We start from the raw sequence: 23,041 nt of genomic DNA, 5'->3' as shown, positions 1-23,041 counted from the left end.
ATATGGCTGCACAACCTCCTACTTTTCTTCTTGACGGCAAGGCGTATAACGTGCTGGTGACCAGCCACAGCCGTTCATTTTCCATCCTGGACAGCGAAAAAACCGGACGAACCGCCGACGGTGAGATGTTCCGGGACGTCATCGGTACTTTTTACAACTACAAGATGACCATCCGTGCACGGGCAAACGGCGTCGGGGCGGCGGATCTGGACGCTCTGTGGGACATTTTGAGCGAGCCGACCGTATCTCATGTGTGTACATTCCCATACAATCAGGGCACCATCACACAACGCATGTATATTACGAGCGGCGAGCAGGCTCTCATCAGGCTTGACCCAGACCACACGCAATGGGGCGAGATACAGCTGTCATTCGTCGCCATGAGCCCGAGGAGGCGGCCCAAATGAGTGTGTATGCGAAATACCTCGACTATCCTGTAGGGGCACAGGACGCCGGCACAGCCGCTTGGATCGGCGGACAGGGCTTCTGCAGTAGCTCTCGGCTGATGGCGGGAGTGGATGATGTAGCAGTAGCTACACTGGAGCCGGGAGAATGGGTATTGGACGGCAGCCGGACAGTGACCGACGGGGAGCCCACGGCCTGCTGGAGCCTCAACCGGAGCGACGATGATTGCATGTTTGAGACGCCCCCCGAGATAGACATTACCTTCACCGCTCCGTACACCGCAACCGGTCTGACGTTCACGTTCAGCCCGTCCACCGGGCAGTATTGCAGTAAACTGCGGGTGCGGTGGTATAGCGGCACCACGTTGCTGGCTGACACGACAGCAGAGCCTGACGACCCACAGTGGGTACTTACACAGACGGTAGAGAGCTTCGACCGCATCAACATTCAACTGCTGGCGACAAACCACCCCGGGCACTTCGCCAAGCTCACCCAGTTACGTATTGGCCAACTGATTACACTGGACGAAACTGAACTCACCCGAGTACAGTACCTGGCCGAGGTCGACCCGGGGATGACTGAACTTTCGGTGGATGAGTTCACATTGGAGTTCAACGACCGACACGGGCGAGACTACGCACCGCAGGAACACCAGGCAATTGAGCTGTACGTGGATGGCGGCCTGCGGGCCGCGCACTACATACGCACCTCGACCCGGGAAGGCTCGCACTTCTACACTTTCACCACTCAATCCATCCTCGGGCGGCTGGACGACGACTTCTTCGGAGGCATCTACGAGGAAGCCCCTGTGGCAGCTTTGTTAACCGACATCCTGGGAACCATCGAATACAGCCTGGCCGAGGATTTCACCGCCGCCACCATCAGCGGATACCTGCCCATCTGCACGCGCCGGGAAGCACTCCAGCAAGTGGCGCTTTCCATTGGCGCCATGGTTACTACGCAGGGAGGATACGCGGTGCGGTTCATACCACGACCAGACGGAGTGGCATCCACCATCCCGGCATCCCGGATCTTTCCCGGGGCCGTGGTTGAAACCGCCTCCCGGGTTGCTCGCGTAGAGGTGGTCGCACACAGCTACGCTGCCGGGGACGAGACAGAAGAACTCCTGCGCTCAGAACCGATATCCGGAGAGGCTGTGATGTACACTTGGGACGCACCACACTATGGTTATGCTATCACGGGAGGCACATTGGTGGATAGCGGCGCCAACTGGGTGACGATCACCGCCGAGGGCGAAGTCACCCTGACCGGCAAGAAGTACATCCACACCACGCGCACGCTGGCCAAGGCAAATCCGCAGGCACTCGCAGCAGAACGCGGCAATGTGGTGCGGGTGGAGCAGGCCACGCTGCTGACTGTTGAGAACGCCGCAGCGGCGTTGGAGCGGCTGTATGCATTCTATCTGCTACGACAAACCCTGACCGAAGAAATCGTAGTGAATGGGCAACAGGCCGGCGAACGAGTGGTCAGCTACAGCAACTGGGGCCGGAACATTGACGGGTTCGTCACCCGGATGGAGCAGGACATCACTCGGAGTGCAGTGACCGCCGCAATTACCGTGGTAGGGCTGGAGCTGCCCGCACAAACCGCAGTTGGGTATGCTGGCCAGATGTTTGCTGCCGAGGAGGTAATATTTTGATAGATCTTGTGATTGACCGCACGGAAACAGACGTCCTGCTGGGCAACTCTAAGGGGATATATCAAGCCGAGGACCTCAACCGGGTAGGACAGGCGGTGGAAGAACTGGCTGCACTGCTACCTCAGCTCGATCTACAAACAGCAGTGGCGCCGAAAACCGACTGGGCGCCGCCAGAGGCATATGACCCAGACAAATGGATACGCACAGCAAATATGGCCGTGTATTTGGAGAACGTGACGACCTTACTGTCTACTATGGGGATTCTCGCTCCGGTGGATTTTCCGGTGGACATGAACTTCTTGACCTACCGTGGGGCGAACGCCATAGAGAAAGCGCTCCTGCAAGTGCACGACCGCATCTGCGGTATTCAAAACGCTTATCAATACAGCGGCGCAGCATACGCCGGAGAGGAGACAGGATTATGACGGACCGAGTACCTGGCGCGCCGGGACGGTACACAGCAACCATTACCGCAAGTGACCTGCAAAAACTACAGGCCGGAGAAGCTTTCAACATCACTCTGACACGCAACGATGCGCCGATAACCGAGGGCACACCATACAGCAAGGCCGCGGTGCTTCCAGACGCATTGGCCTCCGTGTTATGCCCTGACGTAACAGACCCCAGCCCCGCGGACGCATTTTCTGCACTGCTGGCTTTGCTGAATGCAATCGGCGCAGACGGTAGTTCAGTAATTGGAATCGAACACGGCGGCACAGGAAAAGCAACTGCTGCTGAAGCACGGGCCGCCCTCGGAGCCGAACCCGCCTTCACAAAAAATACTGCCTTCAACAAGAACTTCGGCACAGCGGCGGGCACCGTGTGCCAAGGCAACGACGACAGGCTTTCCAATGCACGGCGGGCCAGCAATATATCAATGAGCCTGTCCGGCACTACGCTGTCCATCACTTATACGTAAAGGCGGTGCAAACATGCCTTTGATTTTTAACGGTAGTTCAATACCCGGAAGCGGAGCGGTCAAAGAGAATGGTGTTTCTTTATCAAGCCTTAAAGCAAATAATGTGGAGGTTTGGAAACGACAAACTGATTTGTGGGTAAATGGCGGAACGGGTTCGAGCGGAGGATGGGCTAATTACTACATGGCAAACGTGTCCGGACAGTGGGCACTTGGCACGGCCATTAGCAGTAATGGCTACAACAGTAATACATATTTTGGTACATTGTGCCATACAGGAAACAAAATCAACGTAAAAGCCGGAGACAGGTTTTCATTTTATCTCAGTGGTACTGGTTCTAATACCACAAGGGATACAAGTGGATTTTTATGGAATATCAACCTGAAACTCGTTTTGTTGTCAAGTGTCCCCAGCAATCCGCTTCCATTCAGCAATCTAGAAGATACGGGCTTAATCAGCGCTCCAGGTAAGGATGTATTCCGTAGTGGAGACCAGCATTATGACTGGACATACAGTTGGCCAGTAAACAACACTACTATTGAATACCTTTCTAGCGTCACTGGAAGTTACTACATCGGATTTTTGCTTTGGGGGTACAACGCATATTGTAATAACATCAACCTGAACAATCTCATTCAAATCCCGGCTTGATGCGTCTGGGAATATTTCAAGGAGGCATATACAATGCTAATAATCACACTGAAAAACGGGAGAAAATATGATGCGCTAAATGAAACGGTAGTCTATCCCAGCGGTAGCCCGAACGTCCGCAGCCGCATGGAAATTCACATGGCGGAGGATACCATGACAGCGGCGGAGTTTGAAGCTGCTTTTATGGATGAGACTGCAACGGCCGAAATCAAAATGCAAGGAATTGCCGATGCAGATGACCCGGGCCGTGGAATCAAAAAGGGAGATGTCCTTTATGACACGCTATACCAGCACTATTGCCTTGTGGCGAGCATCGGCAAAAAGCGCGTGAGCAAAACAGACATTGCCACCGGGCAGGTCGTTGAAGAAATGCACCTTGTGGCCGAGCTGGAGCAGCGCACCTACATCGAGCAGCAGCTTGCCGCGCTGGGACTGTAAAGGGGGCGCTGTCATGCTCCATGAAATAGAACTGAACGGATATGAAGCCGCCTTGGTAGGCGAGCGCTATCTGATGTTCGGCACGCGCGGGAGCTATGGAATTGAGCAGTTGCACATCACTGCGGGCGATGCCTGGGACGGGCTTGACATCACGGCGACATTTTGCCCGCCGGGTGAAGAACCCGTTCGTGTGCTGCTTGGCAAAGATGGCTACATCAACGTGCCGCCAGAGGCAACGGCAAAGGCCACGCATACGGTTTCGGGTCATATTGTATTTACGGGCGTATCCAGCGGCGTGCGGCGTATCAGCCACGATTTGACATATCGCGTGGCAGATCATTCGGGGACGGAAGATGGCGAGGGCGGCACCACGCCGTCCATCATTGACCAGATACTTGCAGAAACAAGAGGAGACCGGGTGGCAGCGGCAGAATCTGCGAACGCCGCAGATGCATCGGCGCAGGCTGCGGCCGCGTCCGCTAAATCTGCCGAAGATGCATCAAATGCGGCGCTCACAGCCATTGAAACGGCTGAAACAGATGCAGTGCAGGCAGTAGAAAATGCTGGTACGCAGGCGTCTGACGCAGCGGTAAAAAAAGTTGCGGACACAAAAGACACTGCGCTTGCGAAAATCACCACGGAAGGGACGGAACAGAAAAACGCGGTCGCGGCAGAAGGCGAAAAACAGCTCGAAGAGGTCACAAAGAAGGCCGCAACAGCAGAGGCGGCCGCAAAACGCGCAGAAGATGCGGCGCAGAGCTTTGGTGTTGGTGTGCACCGGTATGGCGCTCTTTGGGACGGCATCAACTCTGCATGTACGCGTCTGTACAATGCCGAGGGAAAGACCGCTGCTGCGCACATGGGGACATTCGATGCTGGCATCGTGAACGATTTTGACAATATCTATCCGTGGTCTGAGATGCGGCTGTGCAACTGGATACCGGGAACGGCCACGGAAAAAGCAAAGATCACGGCATTTGAAGGGGAGCCGGGTTATGATGCATCGGCGAACCTTGGGGCGTACCGGCCTGAATTTTGGTACAGCATTGAACCGCAGACAGGTGGCGGGATTCTGTTTGTCGTTGCAGACGGAAAACTTCCGGGCTATCACTATTCGCCGCCGTACATGCTGACATCATGCTTTGTCGCAAATGACGGCAGCGGCGGATTACAGTGCAAATCTGGCGATATACAATGCGATTCAGTTTCACTCAACAACTACAACACGATGAACGCGGCGCAGGGCATGCTGACAGAAGACTACTGGGCAGACGGGGCGGAGAAATTGCTGCTGACTGTTGAATTTGCGGAAATGAACTCGCAGAAAGTCACCGGAAACGGATTTACGGAGGCACGTTATAACGAGAATGACGTGGCACAAAAAACGGAAGCTGCCGCAAATAGCGTGGTGGTGCTTGCTGCTGCCGCATCTAATTTTGTAGCGGGCTCTCAGACCATTGGCCTTGGCACATCGCTCGGCGGTAACCAGAAAATGAAACACAGGAAACTGATTGAGATTGCAGACTACGAAGGAGACGCGACGCTCAAGCGGCTGGTATTTGACGGAGCGCCAGTGGATGTGGCGCAGGGCGATATTGTATATAGCACTTCTGCGGTTTTTGATGGCGCACCGGTTGGACATGGAAGCGGGTACGTTGGAGCAAACGGCAAGGCGATCAGTTATTACCGCGGCGCGGCGCTGCAAACGGGCGCGTATATGTGGATTGCGAACATTTTGCGCGCGAGCGACGAAACTGTATGGGTTGCGCCTTCGGACGCCACACAAACGGGCGCAATCGGAGAAGATTGGATAAACACAGGGCTGACACTGCCGACAGCAGAAGGCACGGTCAAACACCTTGCTGTATCTAAGAAGTGCCCACTAGTAATACAGCCTGACGCAGTCGGAAATGGCGCAACAACCACAGCACCTGTTGGCGACTATTTTTATAGGCCACGGGCTGGGGCTGGCGTAACGGCGTTGCTGTCTCGTGGCCACTTTGCCTACGGCTCGGTTGCTGGCGCTTGGTACGGGAATTGGGGGAACACTCCCTCGAGCGCGAACTGGTACAGGGCGTCGCGCTCCCTCATCAGAAACCCCTTTGGGGGTACGGGGGTCGCAACCCCTGTGACGCCGGACTGATGCAGACGGCTTGAAATGCGAAAAAAGGGGTATAGGCTATATGCGGCGTTGCTGTCTCGTGGCAACTTTGCCAACGGCTCGAATGCTGGCGCTTGGTACGGGAATTGGTGGAACACTCCCTCGAACGCGAACTGGAACAGGGCGTCGCGCTCCCTTATCTGCTTGAAAACCTCAAAAAGCGGCCTATATCCTCCATTGCGAAAATGAAACCGAAAAGGAACCGGCCTAGTAGCGAGAGCGGGCGGCCGGAAAAGGTGCAGATGAATGCCAAGAGTAAAAAGTGGACACATGCAGCAGATCGCAACGTATGAAAATTGCAAGATTGCGATACACGATACGCTGAAAGGTAAACGAAGAGCCGGAGGGCCAAGAAATAAGGTCATCCATACCGAGAACCGCGTGGCGGCTTAAAACAGTTCTTGAATCAGGCACGTACAAGGCACACAAAATGCGCGAATTCTATGTACGCGACGGTGCGAAAAGAAAGGTACGGCACATTACGATACCGGACTTGCACAGCCAGTTTGTACACCATGCGGTTTTTAATGTCATCGGGAAGACGATTGAAAAAAGAAACTATTTTTACGATTGCGGGAATATGTCCGGGAAAGGCTGCCGCCTCGCAATCAAACGGACGAAACGCCTTTTCGCAGATAAGAAAAACAAGTATTATGCACAGTTCGACGTATCGAAATATTACGACAGCATCCCGCACAAGCCGCTGATATGGATGCTACGAAACCGCATCACGAAAGACAAACCGACGCTTCGCCTTTTATGGGAGATTATCAAAAGTAGCGGAAAACAAGGGCGCGGCCTTGCAATTGGGTTTTATTCATCACAATATCTGGCGGTTCTGTATTTGCAGGGCTTGGATTACAAGATTACGCAGGAATTCGCGCCGGGATGCGGATATGTGCGGTATGTAGATGACGGAATTATCGTAGGAGGGAACAGGCGTGTTCTCGAAAGAGCCTTGTACCTGATTGAAAATTACTTGAGAACGATAGGGCTGCGCATTAAAGGCGTCTGGAAAGTAAGAAAAATAAAAGAAAGGCTCGCGCCATTTTTAGGTATGCGATTTGGGAGAGGATACGTGATAATGGGAAAACACATCATGTATCGCATATCACGCGCCGCGCGGTACGCTGCCGGACGAAAGCTCACACAACACCGGGCGTCACAGCTCCTGTCGTACTGGGGGACATTGAAGCAGTGCGACAGCTACAACTTTAGACGAACGCGGTTTGACCCGTTCGTCTCGATATCACATTGTAAGGAGGCAATGAAAAATGCTCACAACCGGAGATGCTGCACCAGTGGGGACGTTTGAAATCCGCAAAAGTACGGAAAAAACAAGTTGCGTCGCGCTTTTTGAGAATGTGCGCGAAATGGAGATGCAGGAAGGGAGAAAAGGCTGGCAATGGGACGAGTACACAATGCCTGTGACTTACCGCGAGGAACTCGAAGACTGCATCCGAAACGATACGGCGTCGTGGCTTTCTGCTGCAAAGGAATACGAAAAAAAGACGCTTGCAACGCAGATTAGAGAAAAAAGAAATGAACTGCTCGCAAAATGCGATTTTGCCGTATTGCAAGATGCACCGACAGATAAGGAAGTCTGGAGCGCATACCGACAAGCGCTGCGGGACGTGCCGGAGCAGCCGGGATTTCCGTACACCATAGAATGGCCGAAATGGCCGGGAAACGCGGAGGGAAAAGAAAAATGATTTTTGAAGGCAGGAACCGGGTGACGTCCGGCTTTCGACTGGCGGCCCGACCGAACCACAATGGTATTGACATTGTGGGGGATGACGATAAAACAGTGCACGCCGTCGCGGGCGGCACGGTGGGCTTTGCGGGTGCCGTGTCCAAAAGCGCGGGCGGCCTGACGTGGCAGTGGGGCTATTATGTGCGCATTGACGGAAATGATGGGCGCAAGTATTACTACTGCCATTTGGCGGCGGGCAGCCTGCGTGTACGGGCCGGGCAGCGGGTACAGGCTGGCACGGCGCTTGGCACGATGGGAAACACCGGGTACAGCTTCGGCGCGCACACGCATTTTGAAGTGCGTAATGCTTACGGCACGGCCATAGACCCGGCAGGCTATGCAGGCGTTCGAAACGCGGTTGGAACTTATACGGATGCAACGGACAAGGAGGACAACGACATGAAATTCTTGAAGGTGACGAGCGGCAAATGCGAGGTGTTCACCGCGCCCGATGTGAATGCGGTGGACAAGTCCTACAACGGCGGCAAGCTGATTGAGGGGACATGCTACCCGGTGCAGGCCGAGGTGGGAAGCTCCGGCGGGTACAGCTGGGTTCGCATCTTCGTGGCGGGAGTGCAGCGTTACGCCGCCGTGCTGGCCGACCGCTGCCGGTTGGTGACGCTTTCCCCGGGCGACGCGTTCGCGGCCTGCGTAGCGCAGGGAGATGCGGGCGGCGGCGCAGAGGAACTGAAAGCGCAGCTTGAAGCGGCAAACGCCCGCGCGGATGCCGAGGCCCGCCGCGCGGATGAAGCGGACAAGCGCGCCGACGCAGAGACGCAACGCGCTGACCGGGCGGAAGCTGGGGAAAAACGCGCGAACGAGCAGGCGGGAGCATACCTGCAGCGTATTGAATCGGCCAAAACTGCGTTGGGGGTGTAAGGCGATGGAGAACATCATCGTCGCGCTTATCACGGGCCTGCTGTCTCTGGTGGGCGTAGTGATTACCAATACGGCGGCCGCCCGGCGCACAGAGAACAAAATCACCACAGCGCAGGCTGTGACGGACACAAAGCTGGACGAGCTGACGCGGGAGGTGCGGGAGCACAACGGCTTTGCCCGGCGCATGCCCGTTGTGGAGGAACAAATCAAGGTCGCAAATCACCGTATCAGCGACCTTGAAAAATTGATGGAGGGTAAATAATTATGGATATTTCTGTATTTGGGCTGGGCACCGTCGCAGCCATCACCGTGCTGTGCTATCTCGCCGGTACAGGCGTGAAAACCACACCGCTGGACAACAAGTACATACCGGTCATCTGCGGCGGCGCTGGCCTTGTGCTGGGCCTTGTAGCCCTGTACGCGGGCATGCCGGAGTTCCCGGCAACGGACCCCATCACGGCGGCGGCTGTCGGCGTGGTGTCCGGACTTGCGGCCACGGGCATCAATCAGGCTGTGAAACAGCTTGGCAAAACCGAATAGTATATGACGAAAGCCCCCGGTTTAGGATTTTTCCTGGCCGGGGGCTTATTTTTTATGCAACTTGTGGGCAGGGATTCATGGCGGCGGCCAGCATGATGCTGCTGGGGAATGACGCGCTGCCCGCCACGCGGCTGACGGTGACCGTGCCGTCCTCCAGCGGCTGGCGCAGGATCTCCAGAGCGTCGCGGTGAAATTCGGGCAGCTCATCCAAAAACAGGACGCCGTTGTGTGCGAGGCTCACCTCGCCGGGACGCGGCGTGCTGCCGCCGCCCACAAGGCCCGCCGCACTTACCGAATGATGCGGCGCGCGGAACGGGCAGTGGCTCACAAGCCCGCTGCCGCGGGGCAGCATGCCCGCCACAGAATATACCTTCGTCGTCTCCACAGCCTCCGTGCGGGAGAGCGGCGGCAGAATGCCCGGCAGACGTTTGGCCAGCATGGATTTTCCCGTGCCCGGCGCGCCGATCAATAAAATATTGTGGCCGCCGGCGGCGGCGATCTCCATGGCGCGCCGGGCCTCCAGCTGGCCCCGGACATCTGCAAAGTCCGGTACGTCCCGGGGCCCGCCGGGTGCAAAGGCCGCGGGCTGTGCCGGTTCTATGGGCGCTTCGCCCGTCAAATGGCGCACTGCGTCCAGCGCCGTATGGACAGGGTAAACACAAAGCGCGCCGGCTGCCGCGGCCTCGGCCGCGTTTTCGGCGGGAACGAACAGGCGGCGCACGCCCTGCTGCACCGCGGCCAGCGCCATGGGCAGCACGCCCGTCACACTGCGCACGCCGCCGTCCAGCGAAAGCTCGCCGATGAAGGCGTCCTCCGGGCCGGGGACGGGCAGCTGCCCGGAGGCAGCCAGAATGGCAAGAAGAACAGGCAGGTCGTACACAGGGCCGGTCTTGCGGATATCGCCGGGAGCGAGATTGACGGTGATCCGGCTGACGGGCCAGACGAAGGACAGGTTTTTCAGCGCGCTGCGCACGCGGTCCGTGGCCTCGCGCACAGCGCTGTCCGGCAGGCCCACGATGGTGAATTGAGGCAGTCCGCCGCTGATATCCGCCTCCACGCTCACACTGAAGCCATTCAGCGCATATACGCCCAGGCTGTTGATCCTTGCAAACATCCTTCCGCCGCCTTTCGCCGTTTTCCGCCGCACTTCGCGCCGGTACGCCCATATGGGTGTGTTTTTAGTATAACTTGCGCGTCATTTTTGTACAAGTGCGAATTGACAGGCCCAGGCCCATGGCTTATGATAAGAAGTATAAAAGGCGGCACGCCGCGCGGCGCTTCGGCCGCCTGAGACTGAAAAGGGGAAGCGCAGCTTTCCCGGAAAGCGGGGGCATATTGATGTATCAGCAGGAATATGAACGGTGGCTTGCCGCCGAACTGGAGGATAAGGACCTGAAGCCCGAGCTGCTCAGCATTCAGGGCATTGACGCAGAGATACAGGACCGTTTCGCGGTGGAGCTGGAGTTCGGCACCGCGGGCCTGCGCGGCGTGCTGGGTGCGGGCACGAACCGCATGAACATCTATATGGTGCGTAAGGCCACGCAGGGTTTGGCAAATTATCTGAACAAGCAGGGCGGCAAAAAAAGCGTTGCCATCTCCTACGACAGCCGCATCAAAAGCGACGTGTTTGCGCGGGAGGCCGCGCGCGTGCTGGCAGGCAACGGCGTCAAGGCGTATCTTTACAAGGAGCTGATGCCCGTTCCGGCGCTCAGCTTTGCCACGCGCTATCTGCACTGCGACGCCGGCATCATGGTGACGGCCAGCCACAACCCGGCCAAATACAACGGCTATAAGGCCTACGGGCCGGACGGCTGCCAGATGACCAGCGAAGCCGCCGACGCGGTCTATGCCGAGATGCAGGCCACCGATATTTTCGCGGGCATCAGGCTGGCGGATTTCGACGCGGCACTGGAGCAGGGCGGCATCGAGTACATCGGCCAGGACACCATCGAGGCGCTGTATGAGAACATCAAGGCCCAGAGCGTTCGCCCGGGTTTGTGCAAAACCGCGGGGCTGAAGCTGGTGTATTCGCCGCTGAACGGTTCGGGCCTCGTGCCTGTCACCCGCGTGCTGGGGGATATCGGCATTACGGATATCACCATTGTGCCCGAGCAGCAGTATCCGGACGGTAATTTCCCCACTTGCCCGTATCCCAACCCCGAGATTCGTGAGGCGCTGGCCCTGGGCCTTGCGCTGGCGGAAAAATCCGGCGCGGATCTGATGCTTGCCACCGACCCGGACGCCGACCGCGTGGGCATTGCCGTGCGCTGTAAGGACGGCAGCTATCAGCTGCTTTCCGGCAACGAGGTGGGCGTGCTGTTGCTGGATTATATCTGCAAGGGCCGCACCGAGAACGGCACCATGCCCAAAGCCCCGGTGTGCGTTAAATCCATCGTCTCCACGCCGCTGGCGGACGTTGTGGCCGCGCATTACGGGGTGGAATGCCGAAACGTGCTTACGGGCTTCAAATGGATCGGCGACCAGATCGCCGGGCTGGAGGCCGCAGGCGAGGTGGAGCGCTTTATCTTCGGCTTTGAGGAGAGCTATGGCTACCTGGCGGGCAGCTATGTACGTGACAAGGATGCCGTCGTAGGCTCCATGCTCATCTGCGAAATGGCGGCCTATTACCGCAGCATCGGCTCGTCCATCAAGGAGGAGCTGGAGCGCATTTACGCCGAGTATGGCCGTTACCTGAACAAAGTGAACAGCTATGAATTCCCGGGCCTGTCCGGCATGGAGACCATGGCGGGCATCATGACAAAGCTGCGGGAGAACCCGCCGGCGGAATTTGCGGGATACAAGGTCGTAACGGTGGCAGACTACAAGGCACGCACCAAAACGGACGTAGCCACGGGCAAAACGGAGCCCATCGAGCTGCCGGCGGCCAACGTGCTCATCTACACACTGGCGGGCGGCGCCAGTGTAGTGGTGCGCCCCTCGGGTACCGAACCGAAGATCAAGACCTACTTTACCACGCTGGGCAAAGACCTTGCCGAGGCCGAGGCACAGCAAAAAGCGCTGGCCGCCGCTGTGGAGCCGCTTCTGAAATAAGCGGACAAATACCGCTTGCATTTCCCTCGGGAACGTGGTAAAATATGAGGGCAATCGTTCCGATGGCTGCTCCGTGCGCACAGGATGGCGCACGCTGGTAGCCTCCTATTGAAGGTTGTGATGGGCGCATGTATTAAGCATGGCCCCCAATGTCATAAACCAGAAAGAGGTGAATACAAGTGAAAGAGGGCATCCATCCGAAGTACGAGGAAGCGGTGATCACCTGTGCCTGCGGCAACACGTTCACGACCCGCTCCACGAAGAAGGAGATCCACGTCGAGGTTTGCAACAAGTGCCATCCGTTCTACACCGGCAAGCAGAAGCTGGTTGATACCGGCGGACGCGTGGACCGCTTTAAAAAGCGTTTCAATCTGGGCGAATAATAGGTTCCTTACAAAGGGCGGTTTCAAGCGAACCGCCCTTTGTTTTGTTGCTGTTTGGGAGAAAAAGAATGGAATTGGGCGAAGCGAAACGAATCCTGATCCTGGGCTGCGGCGGCGCGGGCAAAAGCACGCTGGCGCGCCGTTTGGGGGCGGCCACGGGCCTTCCGGTGGTGCATCTGGACGGCTTGTACTGGCAGCCCGGCTGGGTGGCCATGGAGCGTGCGGCGTGGCGGCGCACGGTGGAAAACGAGATCGCGAAGGATGCGTGGATCATCGACGGGAACTTCGGAAGCTCGCTGGAACTGCGGCTCTCCCGCGCGCAGGCCGCGGTTTATTTGGACTATTCCCGGGCCGTGTGCCTGGCGGGCGTGCTGCGGCGCGTATGGACAACGCACGGCCGCGTGCGCCCGGATATGGGCGCGGGGTGCCCGGAGCGGTTCGACCTGAGCTTTCTGCGCTGGGTGTGGGACTTCCCGAAGCGGGACGGCACACATGTGAAGGCGCTGCTGGCTGCGCACCCGGAGGTGAGGTGCGTCACACTGAAAAACCGGCGGGACGCGCAAGTGCTCCTGCGGCGGCTGGAGGGGGCGGATGATGGAAGCATATAAGACGATACAGGGCACGGCGCAGGCGCGCATCGAGGAGAAAAAATCTGAATTTATCGCCCACGCGGCCTTTGCGGACACAGAGGAAAAGGCGCTGGCTTTTTTGAACGGGATACGGGCAAAGCACCGTACGGCCAACCACAATGTTTACGCATACATTCTGCGGGACGGCGCGCGCATGCGTTATTCCGACGACGGGGAGCCAGCCAAGACCTCCGGCCTGCCCACGCTGGAGGCCATCCGCCACGCGGGCCTCGTGGACTGCATCGTTGTGACGACGCGCTATTTCGGCGGTACGCTGTTGGGCACTGGCGGGCTGGTGCGCGCCTATACAGCGGCGGCAAACGCCGTTCTGGCGGCGGCAAAGCAGGTGACGGTACAGGTGTGCGTGCGGGGCGTTTTGCGGGTGGAATATCCATTGTACGAGCTGGCGCAGCGGCTGCTGGCCGACGCGGGCGCCCGGCTGGAGGAGGTGCAGTTCGCCGACAGGGTAACGCTGCCCTTTGTGATGCTGGCAGGCGGTGAAACGCAGCTTTTGCCGAAATTGCAGGAGCTTTGCCGGGGCAGCGCGGATATTATGTTTTCCAAACCCTATTTTGCCCCTTTCTGAAAATTTTCTTAAAATTTTAAAGGGAAACCGGAGCCTTTGTCGTATAGTGTATATGACGCCGAATTTTTGGAACCATGAAAGACAGCGGCGGCCGAAAGCATGTGGGGCACGCTGTGCGGAAAAGGGGGCTGGCTGATGACGGTACGGGAGCGCACGGAGGAGATTGAGCGGATAACGCTGTCTCCGTTTGCAACATTGAGCGAGAACAGCCGGGGGCGGGCCGTACCCGAAAAACCATGCCCGCTGCGGCCCTGCTTTCAGCGGGACCGGGACCGCATCATCCATTGCAAGGCATTCCGCAGGCTGAAGCAGAAGACGCAGGTGTTCCTTTCGCCGGAGGGCGACCATTACCGCACGCGTTTGACGCACACGCTTGAAGTGAGCCAGATCGCGCGGACCATTGCGCGGGCCCTGCGCCTGAACGAGGACCTCACCGAAGCCATTGCACTGGCGCATGATCTGGGCCACACGCCTTTCGGCCATGCGGGTGAGCGCGCGCTGAACCGGCTCTGCCCCGGCGGCTTCAAGCACTACGAGCAGAGTGTGCGCGTGGTGACGAAGCTGGAAAAGGATGGCAGCGGCCTCAACCTGACGTGGGAGGTGCTCAACGGCATCGTCACTCACACACGCGGTGAGTGGGCCGCTACGAGGGAGGGGCGCGTTGTCCGCTTTGCGGATCATATCGCCTATATGAACCACGATATCGAGGACGCGGTGACGGCGGGCGTTCTGCGCAACGAGGATATCCCGGCGGAGATCACCTCCGTGCTGGGGAGCACGAAATCTGAACGGATCACCTCGCTGATCATGGCCATCGTGGAGCACGGGGCCGAAGATATCGGAATGGATGCCGAGCGGGCCGCCGCTTACGAGGCGCTGCACGACTTTATGTACAGCACCGTGTATGTGGACAAGGTGGCGAAAAAGGAAGAGCAGAAAGTGGACAAGCTCATCCGTGAGCTGTACGCATATTTTAAGGATACGCCCACGCATATGCCGCAGGCTTTCCTGTATATCATGTGGCAGGAGGGCGTGGACCGCGCCGTGACGGATTATATCTCCGGTATGAGCGACGAATACGCCACCAGCACGTTCGAATCGCTGTTCGTGCCGCAGAAGTGGCAGATACTGTGATGCGGGGAAAGGAGCGTTATGGACGAAAAACGGTTTGAAGTGATCTATAAGCAGGGCAGCGGCTTTGGCGCCTATTTCCGTATCCTGCGGGACAGGGAGACAGGAGTGGAGTACCTGTTCATGGGCGAGGGCTACGGCGCAGGGCTTACGCCGCTGCTGGATGCGTCCGGCAGGCCTGTGGTTTCATCGTACACGGGTCATGGCGGCGAAGACGTGAAATATTAATGCAATGGCGCCGGCGCGGCGCAGGAGATAACGGAAGGGGGCGGCAGGATGATCCCGCGCGATTATATCACAGAACTGGTGCAGCGCAGCGATATCGTGGACGTGGTGCAGAGCTATGTACAGCTGCGGCACCGCGGCCGCACCCATACCGGGCTGTGCCCGTTTCACAATGAAAAAACGCCGTCCTTTGTCGTATATCCCGAGACGCAGTCGTTTTACTGCTTTGGCTGCGGCGCGGGCGGCGACGTCATCACCTTTATCAAAAAAATCAACAATGTTGATTACATAGAGGCCGTCAAATTCCTTGCGGGACGCGCCGGTATGGCGCTTCCGGAGGAGGATGACCAGACCGGCCGCCTGCGCAGCCGGATCATCTCCATCAACAAGGACGCGGCGCGCTTCTATTTTTCGCGTTTGAATTCGGACGCCGGGCGCGTCGGACGGGCGTACTGGCGCGGGCGCGGCCTTTCCGACGCGACCATCAAGCGCTTCGGCCTGGGATACGCGCCGGACAGCTTCCGAGAGACGCGGGATCATCTGAAAAGCCTGGGCTATGCGGAGGACGAGCTTTTGGCAGCGGGCCTCATCAAACGCAGTGAAAAGGGCGGCACTTTCGATTTTTTCCGCCACCGCGTTATGATCCCTATTTTTGACCTGCGGGGCAACGTTATTGCTTTCAGCGGCCGCAAGCTGGACCCTGAGCAGCCCGGCGGCAAATATGTGAACAGCCCCGAGACGCTGGTGTACAAGAAGAGCCGCACGCTGTTTGCACTCAACTTTGCAAAAAAATCCCAGACGCGGCGGTATATCCTGTGCGAGGGCAATCTGGATGCGATTTCCATGCATCAGGCTGGCTTTACCACGGCGGTGGCAGGCTGCGGCACGGCGCTGACAGCGGAGCAGGTGAAGATATTGTCCGAATATGCGGATGAGGTAGTGCTCTGCTACGATTCCGATGAAGCCGGGCAGAAGGCGACACGGCGAGCTATCAGCCTGCTGTCGGCCTCGCCGCTCAAAATATCGGTGCTTAATATCCCCGACGCCAAGGACCCGGACGAATTCATCAAAAAATTTGGGGCGGAACGGTTTGAGATGCTTCTGAACGGCTCCAACAACGCCATCGAGTATGAGCTTTTGCAGGCAAAGGGGAAATACGACATCGCCACACCGGATGGCCGGCTGAATTATATCAAGGACGCGATCGGCGTGCTGGCCGGCCGCATCACGCCCACGGAACGGGATGTGTACGCCGGGCGGCTGGCAGAAGAAACGGATGTGGCGAAGCCCGCCATCCTCAACCAGCTGGACGCGGCCATCCGGGCGCGCGGGCGGCGGGCGGAAAAGGAACGGGAGCGCCGCCTTTTGGAAGAAGGCGCGGGCGGGCGCATCAATGTGCCGTACAGCCAGGGCGGCCAAAAGGCGCTGGGCGTCGCGTTTGCCGAGCAGCAGCTCGTGGCGGCGATCCTCAAGAATCCGGACTATATCCGGCTGGCCGCGCCGCGGGTGAGCGGCGGCACGTTTCTGGACGCGGGCCTGGGCCGGGCATACACGCTTTTATGCGAGAAAGGCGCAAAGGGTGAATATCTGGACCTCTCGGCCCTCAGCGAAGAATTGCCGGAGGAAACGGTCTCGCTCATCAGCCGCGTTCTCGCGCAGAACTACGACATCGGGCTGAGCGCTCAAGACGTAGAGTTGTATCTGGACCGTATCGAGCACAGCCAGCCCGTCAGCAGTACGGCGGGCGGAAGAACAGCCGCCGAGCTTGCGGATTACCTGCAGGCTTTAAAGGATAAAAAAACATAGCGCGGCGCACGCAATGCGCGGCCGCGCGGCCGAATCACAGGAATAGAGTAGGGAGTACACAACATGGGAGAAAAAAAGAACATCATCATGAACCTTGTGGAGCTGGGCAAGCGCAACCAGAAGGTGACGACGAAGGAAATCAACGACGCGCTGGAGGAAATCGGCTTTGAAGTGGAGCTTGTGGATAAGCTCTATGAGGCATTGGATGCGAACAACATCGAGATCGTGGACGAACCGGACGCCGACGTGGAGGAATTCACGCTGACGGAGGACACTGTGGACGTGCTGGAGAGTGCGCTGTCCGCCGAGGGAGTCAACATCGACGATCCTGTCAAGGTGTACCTGAAGGAGATTGGACGCGTGCCGCTGCTCTCTCCGGAAGAGGAGATCAATCTGGCGCTGAAGATACAGGCAGGCGGCCCTGAGGGCGAAAAGGCGAAGCAGCGCCTGTCCGAGGCGAACCTGCGTCTTGTGGTCTCCATTGCCAAACGCTATGTGGGCCGTGGCATGCAGTTTCTGGACCTTATCCAGGAGGGCAACCTGGGCCTTATCAAGGCCGTGGAAAAGTTTGACCATACCAAGGGCTTCAAATTTTCCACATACGCCACATGGTGGATCCGCCAGGCTATCACACGCGCCATTGCGGATCAGGCGCGCACCATCCGCATCCCGGTGCATATGGTGGAGACGATCAATAAGGTGAAAAAGGTGTCCAGCCAGCTGCTGCACCGCAACGGCCATGAGCCGACGGCAGACGAGATCGCGGAGGAGTTGGACATGCCCGTGGATAAGGTGCGGGAGATCATGCGCGTAGCGCAGGAGCCGGTGAGCCTGGAGACGCCCATCGGCGAGGAAGAGGACAGCCACTTGGGTGATTTTATTCCCGACGAGGATGCGCCCGTCCCCGCCGAGGCGGCCAGCCACACGCTTTTGAAGGAGCAGCTCTCCGGCGTGCTGAAAAGCCTTACGCCCCGGGAGGAAAAGGTGCTGCGCCTGCGCTTCGGCCTGGAGGACGGCCGTCCCCGTACGCTGGAGGAAGTGGGCAAGGAGTTCAACGTCACGCGCGAACGCATCCGTCAGATCGAGGCCAAGGCGCTGCGTAAGCTGCGCCACCCCAGCCGTTCCAAGAAGCTGCGCGATTTCCTGGACTGATGCGGCCCCCGCCTTTGCCGCTGTCTCAATGGCAGGACCGGGCGTACATATAGAATGGATAGAGTGGACTTTGAACAGCGCGGCCCGGCAAAACCGGAGCCGCGCTGTTTTTGCACCGCCGCTGCGGCACAGGAAACGCGCTTGACAAAAGCGCCCGGTTGCGGTATCCTTTAAATACAGTAAAACGGTATAGTTCAAGGAGCGGTTTATGCATATCACACAGGAATCCGATTACGCGGTGCGCATCGTCTACTGCCTTGCAAAGTGTGGCACGCGGCGCGACGCGCGCGGCATCAGCGAAGAAATGTGCGTGACGCTGCGCTTTTCCCTGAAGATATTGGGCAAGCTGGTGAGCAGCGGCATTGTGGAAAGCTACAAGGGCAACCGCGGCGGCTATGAGCTGGCACGCCCCGCCAGCGAGATCACACTCAAGGACGTCATTGACGCGGTGGAAGGGCCGTATAGGCTTTCCCGCTGTGTGGGCGAGGGCGGCGCGGGGGAGTGCAACCGCGGCGCGTCCGGCTGCTGTACATTCCAAAAGGTATTTCACGATATCAGCAAAAGCATCAACGAGCAGCTCGCTGCCGTCAACTTCCAGATGCTGTTGGAGGAACCGGCCGCCAAGTAAGAAGCGAAAATCACACACGGCGCCGTGCGTGCCAAGTGTGGTTTTTTCTTTTCCTCTTTTTTCCGGGTTCCCCTTGACGGCTTGTAAAAACCGTATTATAATGCTTAAATGTATCATAATGGCTTGGTATGTCTCTGAACGCAAAACTGTTACAATTTTTTTGTGCAAGTTGCTGAAAATCGGAGGGGTGCCAAAGCCGTTTTGCGTCATTTTTTGCAAGGCTTAATATAGATGAATTAAGGAGTGGTCGCAACTTATGGTGAAAGTCAAGCCCGTACAACTTGGCAAAACCGAACGCATGAGCTTCTCGCGCATCGACGAAGTCATCGACATGCCGAACCTGATCGAGGTGCAGAAGAACTCATACCAGTGGTTTCTCAAAGAGGGCCTGAAAGAGGTCTTCCGGGACATTTCGACGATCGAAGACTACACCGGCAACCTGGTGCTCGACTTTATCGACTACCGGCTGGATTCCGAGCCCAAGTACTCCATCAAGGAGTGCAAGGAGCGCGACGTCACCTATGCGGCCCCGCTTCGCGTGAAAGCGCGTCTGCTGAACAAGGAGACCGGCGAAGTGAAGGAGCAGGAGATCTTCATGGGCGATTTTCCGCTCATGACGGATTCCGGCACCTTCATCATCAACGGCGCCGAGCGTGTTATCGTCTCTCAGCTCGTCCGTTCCCCGGGCGTGTATTTCGGCAAGAGCTACGACAAGACGGGCAAGGAACTGTTCACCGCCACGCTGAACCCCAACCGCGGCGCGTGGCTGGAATACGAAACGGATGCCAACGACGTTTTCTATGTGCGCATCGATAAGAACCGCAAGATCCCTGTGACGGTGTTCATCCGTGCGCTGGGCCTGGGTGACGACGCGAAGATCCGTGATTTCTTCGGCGAGGACGAGCGCATTGAGGCCACCATCGCAAAAGATTCCACCAAGAGCGAGGAAGAAGGCCTGCTGGAGACGTACCGCAAGCTGCGTCCGGGCGAGCCTCCCACGGTGGAGAGCGCGTCCAGCCACATCAACGGTTTGTTTTTTGACCCGCGCCGGTACGACCTTTCCCGCTTCGGCCGCTATAAGATGAACAAGAAGCTGGCCATCGGCCGCCGCATTCAGGGCTTTGTGGCCGCCCGTGATATCGTGGCCCCCCTGACGGGCGAGCTGCTGTGCGCTGCCGGCGAAAAGATCAGTGCGGAAACTGCCATGGCCGCCGAAAAATCGGGCGTGAGCCTGGTGTATCTGGCGCTGGACGACAAGGAGATCAAGGTCATCTCCAACGGCACGGTTGCCGCCAACGATTTCCTCTCCTTTGACGCAACCGAATGCGGCATCAACGAGCGCGTCAATTTCAGCGAACTGCGCGCCATCCTGGACGAGACCAGCGATGTGGACGAGCAGAGGGAGCTGCTGGAGAAAAACCGTGACCGTCTCATCAGCAAAACAGTCACCGTGGATGATATTTTCGCATCCATCAACTACTTGAACGGCCTGGGCCACGGCGTGGGCACGGTGGACGACATCGACCATCTGGGCAACCGCCGGATCCGCAGTGTGGGCGAGCTGCTGCAGAACCAGTTCCGCATCGGCTTTTCCCGCATGGAGCGCGTCATCCGTGAGCGCATGACGCTGCAGGCCCAGGACATGGAAGTGGTGACGCCGCAGGCGCTCATCAACATCCGTCCGGTGGTGGCATCCATCAAGGAGTTCTTTGGCTCCTCGCCGCTGTCTCAGTTCATGGATCAGAACAACCCGCTGGCAGAGCTGACGCACAAACGCCGTCTGTCGGCTCTCGGCCCCGGCGGCCTGTCCCGTGACCGCGCAGGCTTCGAGGTCCGCGACGTACACTATTCCCATTACGGCCGCATGTGCCCCATCGAGACGCCGGAAGGTCCGAACATCGGCCTGATTTCCTATCTGGCCACGTTCGCCAAGATCAATGAGTACGGCTTTATCGAAGCGCCGTACCGCAAGGTGGACAAGGCCACTGGCGTTGTTACCGATGAAGTGGTCTATATGACCGCCGATGTGGAGGATGAGTTCATCGTAGCGCAGGCCAACGAGCAGTTGGACAGCGAGGGACGTTTTGTCCGTCCCCGTGTTTCCAGCCGCTGGCGCGATGAGATCCTTGAGGTCGACAAAGAGCGCGTGGACTACATGGACGTCAGCCCGAAGATGGTTGTGTCCGTAGCTACGGCTATGATCCCGTTCCTGGAGAACGACGACGCAAACCGCGCCCTCATGGGCTCGAACATGCAGCGTCAGGCGGTACCGCTGCTCGTCACCGAGCAGCCCATCGTCGCCACCGGCATGGAGTACAAGGCCGCGTGCGACTCCGGCGTGTGCGTGCTGGCGAAAAACGACGGCATTGTGGAGCGTGTGACTGCCGATAAGATCACGGTGCGCACGTCCAAGACGACGACGGACGAATACGAGCTCATCAAATTCATGCGCTCGAACCAGGGCACCTGCATCAACCAGCGCCCCATCGTCAGCAAGGGCGATAAGATCATCAAGGGCCAGGTTCTGGCCGACGGCCCCGCCACGAAGAACGGCGAGATCAGCCTGGGCAAGAACGCCTTGATCGGCTTCATGACCTGGGAGGGCTACAACTACGAGGACGCCGTCCTTATCAATGAGAAGATCGTCCGCGAGGACGTGTACACTTCCATCCACATCGAGGAATACGAGATCGAAAGCCGCGAGACGAAGCTCGGGCCCGAGGAGATCACGCGCGACATCCCCAACGTGGGCGAGGACGCGCTGAAGGACCTGGACGAGCGCGGCATCATCCGCATCGGCGCCGAGGTAGGCGCGGGTGATATCCTCGTCGGCAAGGTCACGCCCAAGGGTGAGACGGAGCTGACGGCCGAGGAGCGCCTGCTGCGCGCCATTTTCGGAGAGAAAGCGCGCGAGGTGCGCGACACTTCCCTGCGTGTGCCGCACGGTGAGTACGGAATCATCGTGGATGTGAAAGTGTTCACACCCGAGAACTGCGACGAGCTGCAGCCCGGCGTGCGCCAGGTGGTGCGCTGCTACATCGCCCAGAAGCGCAAGATCAGCGTGGGCGACAAGATGGCCGGCCGCCACGGCAACAAGGGCGTTGTATCCCGCATTCTGCCGCAGGAAGATATGCCGTTCCTGGAGGACGGCACGCCGCTGGACATTGTGCTGAACCCGCTGGGCGTTCCCTCCCGTATGAACATCGGCCAGGTCCTGGAGGTCCATTTGGGCTACGCCGCCAAGGCGCTGGGCTGGAAGGTCATGACGCCGGTGTTCGACGGCGCCCACGAGGAGGACATCCGGGCGATGTTCCGTGAGACCGGTAAGCGCGAGGACGGCAAGAGCTATGTTTATGACGGACGCACCGGCGAGCGTTTTGACAACCCCGTTACCGTGGGCTATATGTATTACCTCAAGCTGCACCATCTGGTGGACGATAAGATCCACGCCCGCTCCACCGGCCCGTACAGCCTTGTAACGCAGCAGCCTCTGGGCGGCAAGGCCCAGTTCGGCGGCCAGCGCTTTGGCGAAATGGAGGTGTGGGCGCTGGAAGCTTACGGCGCCGCCTATACCCTGCAGGAGATCCTGACGGTGAAGTCCGACGACGTGGTGGGCCGTGTTAAAACCTACGAAGCCATCGTCAAGGGTCAGCCCGTGCCGAAGCCCGGCATTCCCGAGGCGTTCCGCGTGCTGATGAAGGAGCTGCAGAGCCTCGGCCTCGATATGCGCGTGCAGGACGCCGACGGCAACGAGGTGGACATCAAGCAGAATTACGATGACGACGATATGGGCTTTGACAATTCCGACCTCGCGCTCGGCGACGACGTGATGGTGGAGAGCGAGCTCGCCGGCGACTACAGCATCGAAGACGCCGACGCGGACGCCGAATTTGAAGAAGAAGATGAGGAACCCAATCCGGAAGATCTGGAATCGGATGACCTGTTTGCCGATCTGCCCGAGGATATCTGATCCGCATCCGGCCCGCCGCCCGCCGCGCACCGCGCGGGGCGGCGGGGCACGCTTCAAAAATTGAGAAAGAAAGGGT

Annotated in this window: 22 protein-coding genes and 1 pseudogene; 22 read left to right on the top strand and 1 reads right to left on the bottom strand. The window is 58.3% G+C overall.

Translation table 11 applies throughout. The features are described 5' to 3' along the window. Positions 1-2 precede the first annotated feature (2 nt). The 12 genes from TQ39_RS02945 (at position 3) to TQ39_RS02895 (ending at position 9,404) form a co-directional block, all read left to right on the top strand. On the top strand, positions 3-407 hold the full coding sequence (locus tag TQ39_RS02945) for a hypothetical protein (protein WP_050004490.1): 405 nt from the start codon (positions 3-5) through the stop codon (positions 405-407). Then, a complete protein-coding gene (locus tag TQ39_RS02940) occupies positions 404-2,065 on the top strand; it encodes a hypothetical protein (RefSeq protein WP_050004489.1) in 1,662 nt (553 codons plus the stop codon). Before TQ39_RS02945 ends, TQ39_RS02940 begins: the two co-directional genes overlap by 4 nt. Continuing rightward, the gene (locus TQ39_RS02935; RefSeq protein WP_050004488.1) at positions 2,062-2,490 is read left to right on the top strand and encodes a hypothetical protein; all 429 of its coding nucleotides are present in this window, start codon (positions 2,062-2,064) and stop codon (positions 2,488-2,490) included. The genes TQ39_RS02940 and TQ39_RS02935 overlap by 4 nt, the downstream gene beginning before the upstream one ends. After that, positions 2,487-2,984, top strand: a complete 498-nt coding sequence (locus tag TQ39_RS02930) for a hypothetical protein (RefSeq protein WP_050004487.1) — start codon at positions 2,487-2,489, stop codon at positions 2,982-2,984. The genes TQ39_RS02935 and TQ39_RS02930 overlap by 4 nt, the downstream gene beginning before the upstream one ends. 13 nt (positions 2,985-2,997) lie before the next feature. Beyond that, positions 2,998-3,633, top strand: a complete 636-nt coding sequence (locus TQ39_RS20650; protein ID WP_156146157.1) for a hypothetical protein — start codon at positions 2,998-3,000, stop codon at positions 3,631-3,633. Between the two features lie 33 nt (positions 3,634-3,666). Continuing rightward, on the top strand, positions 3,667-4,071 hold the full coding sequence (locus TQ39_RS02925) for a hypothetical protein (protein ID WP_050004486.1): 405 nt from the start codon (positions 3,667-3,669) through the stop codon (positions 4,069-4,071). A gap of 13 nt (positions 4,072-4,084) precedes the next feature. Beyond that, on the top strand, positions 4,085-6,214 hold the full coding sequence (locus TQ39_RS02920) for a hypothetical protein (RefSeq protein ID WP_050004485.1): 2,130 nt from the start codon (positions 4,085-4,087) through the stop codon (positions 6,212-6,214). Between the two features lie 448 nt (positions 6,215-6,662). Further along, a complete protein-coding gene (locus TQ39_RS02915) occupies positions 6,663-7,547 on the top strand; it encodes an RNA-directed DNA polymerase (RefSeq protein WP_050004484.1) in 885 nt (294 codons plus the stop codon). 58 nt (positions 7,548-7,605) lie between these two features. Further along, entirely contained in the window at positions 7,606-7,944 is a 339-nt protein-coding gene (locus TQ39_RS02910) for a tail fiber assembly protein (protein ID WP_156146183.1), read from the top strand. Beyond that, positions 7,941-8,864, top strand: a complete 924-nt coding sequence (locus tag TQ39_RS02905; RefSeq protein ID WP_050004482.1) for a M23 family metallopeptidase — start codon at positions 7,941-7,943, stop codon at positions 8,862-8,864. Before TQ39_RS02910 ends, TQ39_RS02905 begins: the two co-directional genes overlap by 4 nt. Positions 8,865-8,868: 4 nt before the next feature. Then, positions 8,869-9,126: a hypothetical protein gene (locus tag TQ39_RS02900; RefSeq protein WP_009323680.1), complete on the top strand. Its 258-nt coding sequence runs from the start codon at positions 8,869-8,871 to the stop codon at positions 9,124-9,126. A 2-nt stretch (positions 9,127-9,128) separates the two neighbouring features. After that, positions 9,129-9,404, top strand: coding sequence for a phage holin family protein (locus TQ39_RS02895; protein WP_050004481.1), 276 nt, complete (start codon positions 9,129-9,131; stop codon positions 9,402-9,404). 67 nt (positions 9,405-9,471) lie between these two features. Here the strand turns inward: TQ39_RS02895 and TQ39_RS02890 are convergent. Further along, positions 9,472-10,518, bottom strand: a pseudogene (locus TQ39_RS02890) (YifB family Mg chelatase-like AAA ATPase); the annotation flags it as partial. Between the two features lie 224 nt (positions 10,519-10,742). Between TQ39_RS02890 and TQ39_RS02885 the strand changes: the two are divergent. From TQ39_RS02885 to rpoB, 10 genes are all read left to right on the top strand, one after another. Continuing rightward, entirely contained in the window at positions 10,743-12,455 is a 1,713-nt protein-coding gene (locus tag TQ39_RS02885) for a phospho-sugar mutase (RefSeq protein WP_050004480.1), read from the top strand. 179 nt (positions 12,456-12,634) lie between these two features. Further along, a complete protein-coding gene (rpmE, locus tag TQ39_RS02880; RefSeq protein ID WP_009323193.1) occupies positions 12,635-12,838 on the top strand; it encodes a 50S ribosomal protein L31 in 204 nt (67 codons plus the stop codon). 68 nt (positions 12,839-12,906) lie between these two features. Beyond that, positions 12,907-13,446, top strand: a complete 540-nt coding sequence (locus TQ39_RS02875; RefSeq protein ID WP_050004479.1) for a P-loop NTPase family protein — start codon at positions 12,907-12,909, stop codon at positions 13,444-13,446. Beyond that, positions 13,430-14,053, top strand: coding sequence for an IMPACT family protein (locus TQ39_RS02870; protein WP_009323191.1), 624 nt, complete (start codon positions 13,430-13,432; stop codon positions 14,051-14,053). The genes TQ39_RS02875 and TQ39_RS02870 overlap by 17 nt, the downstream gene beginning before the upstream one ends. Positions 14,054-14,188: 135 nt before the next feature. Further along, positions 14,189-15,187, top strand: coding sequence for a deoxyguanosinetriphosphate triphosphohydrolase (locus tag TQ39_RS02865; RefSeq protein WP_040909912.1), 999 nt, complete (start codon positions 14,189-14,191; stop codon positions 15,185-15,187). A gap of 18 nt (positions 15,188-15,205) precedes the next feature. After that, the gene (locus TQ39_RS02860) at positions 15,206-15,412 is read left to right on the top strand and encodes a DUF6440 family protein (RefSeq protein WP_009323189.1); all 207 of its coding nucleotides are present in this window, start codon (positions 15,206-15,208) and stop codon (positions 15,410-15,412) included. A gap of 48 nt (positions 15,413-15,460) precedes the next feature. After that, a complete protein-coding gene (gene dnaG / locus TQ39_RS02855) occupies positions 15,461-17,215 on the top strand; it encodes a DNA primase (protein ID WP_050004478.1) in 1,755 nt (584 codons plus the stop codon). A 63-nt stretch (positions 17,216-17,278) separates the two neighbouring features. Continuing rightward, complete coding sequence (gene rpoD, locus TQ39_RS02850) at positions 17,279-18,367, top strand: RNA polymerase sigma factor RpoD (protein ID WP_009323187.1); 1,089 nt, start codon at positions 17,279-17,281, stop codon at positions 18,365-18,367. A gap of 208 nt (positions 18,368-18,575) precedes the next feature. Continuing rightward, a complete protein-coding gene (locus tag TQ39_RS02845) occupies positions 18,576-18,995 on the top strand; it encodes an RrF2 family transcriptional regulator (protein WP_050004477.1) in 420 nt (139 codons plus the stop codon). 256 nt (positions 18,996-19,251) lie between these two features. Continuing rightward, complete coding sequence (rpoB, locus tag TQ39_RS02840; RefSeq protein ID WP_009323185.1) at positions 19,252-22,965, top strand: DNA-directed RNA polymerase subunit beta; 3,714 nt, start codon at positions 19,252-19,254, stop codon at positions 22,963-22,965. The last annotated feature ends 76 nt before the right edge of the window (positions 22,966-23,041 follow it).

The organism is Ruthenibacterium lactatiformans (assembly GCF_000949455.1).
GTDB lineage: Bacteria > Bacillota > Clostridia > Oscillospirales > Ruminococcaceae > Ruthenibacterium > Ruthenibacterium lactatiformans.
This window is presented reverse-complemented; position numbering and strand designations above follow the sequence as displayed.

Coding starts and splice junctions, on each gene's coding strand:
- TQ39_RS02930 (WP_050004487.1), top strand. CDS start 2,487: ATGACGGACCGAGTACCTGGCGCGCCGGGACGGTACACAGCAACCATT.
- TQ39_RS20650 (WP_156146157.1), top strand. CDS start 2,998: ATGCCTTTGATTTTTAACGGTAGTTCAATACCCGGAAGCGGAGCGGTC.
- TQ39_RS02860 (WP_009323189.1), top strand. CDS start 15,206: ATGGACGAAAAACGGTTTGAAGTGATCTATAAGCAGGGCAGCGGCTTT.
- TQ39_RS02865 (WP_040909912.1), top strand. CDS start 14,189: ATGACGGTACGGGAGCGCACGGAGGAGATTGAGCGGATAACGCTGTCT.
- TQ39_RS02905 (WP_050004482.1), top strand. CDS start 7,941: ATGATTTTTGAAGGCAGGAACCGGGTGACGTCCGGCTTTCGACTGGCG.
- TQ39_RS02940 (WP_050004489.1), top strand. CDS start 404: ATGAGTGTGTATGCGAAATACCTCGACTATCCTGTAGGGGCACAGGAC.
- rpoB (WP_009323185.1), top strand. CDS start 19,252: ATGGTGAAAGTCAAGCCCGTACAACTTGGCAAAACCGAACGCATGAGC.
- TQ39_RS02920 (WP_050004485.1), top strand. CDS start 4,085: ATGCTCCATGAAATAGAACTGAACGGATATGAAGCCGCCTTGGTAGGC.
- TQ39_RS02945 (WP_050004490.1), top strand. CDS start 3: ATGGCTGCACAACCTCCTACTTTTCTTCTTGACGGCAAGGCGTATAAC.
- TQ39_RS02870 (WP_009323191.1), top strand. CDS start 13,430: ATGATGGAAGCATATAAGACGATACAGGGCACGGCGCAGGCGCGCATC.
- TQ39_RS02885 (WP_050004480.1), top strand. CDS start 10,743: ATGTATCAGCAGGAATATGAACGGTGGCTTGCCGCCGAACTGGAGGAT.
- rpoD (WP_009323187.1), top strand. CDS start 17,279: ATGGGAGAAAAAAAGAACATCATCATGAACCTTGTGGAGCTGGGCAAG.
- TQ39_RS02875 (WP_050004479.1), top strand. CDS start 12,907: ATGGAATTGGGCGAAGCGAAACGAATCCTGATCCTGGGCTGCGGCGGC.
- TQ39_RS02910 (WP_156146183.1), top strand. CDS start 7,606: ATGGAGATGCAGGAAGGGAGAAAAGGCTGGCAATGGGACGAGTACACA.
- TQ39_RS02925 (WP_050004486.1), top strand. CDS start 3,667: ATGCTAATAATCACACTGAAAAACGGGAGAAAATATGATGCGCTAAAT.
- TQ39_RS02915 (WP_050004484.1), top strand. CDS start 6,663: ATGCGCGAATTCTATGTACGCGACGGTGCGAAAAGAAAGGTACGGCAC.
- TQ39_RS02895 (WP_050004481.1), top strand. CDS start 9,129: ATGGATATTTCTGTATTTGGGCTGGGCACCGTCGCAGCCATCACCGTG.
- TQ39_RS02845 (WP_050004477.1), top strand. CDS start 18,576: ATGCATATCACACAGGAATCCGATTACGCGGTGCGCATCGTCTACTGC.
- TQ39_RS02900 (WP_009323680.1), top strand. CDS start 8,869: ATGGAGAACATCATCGTCGCGCTTATCACGGGCCTGCTGTCTCTGGTG.
- dnaG (WP_050004478.1), top strand. CDS start 15,461: ATGATCCCGCGCGATTATATCACAGAACTGGTGCAGCGCAGCGATATC.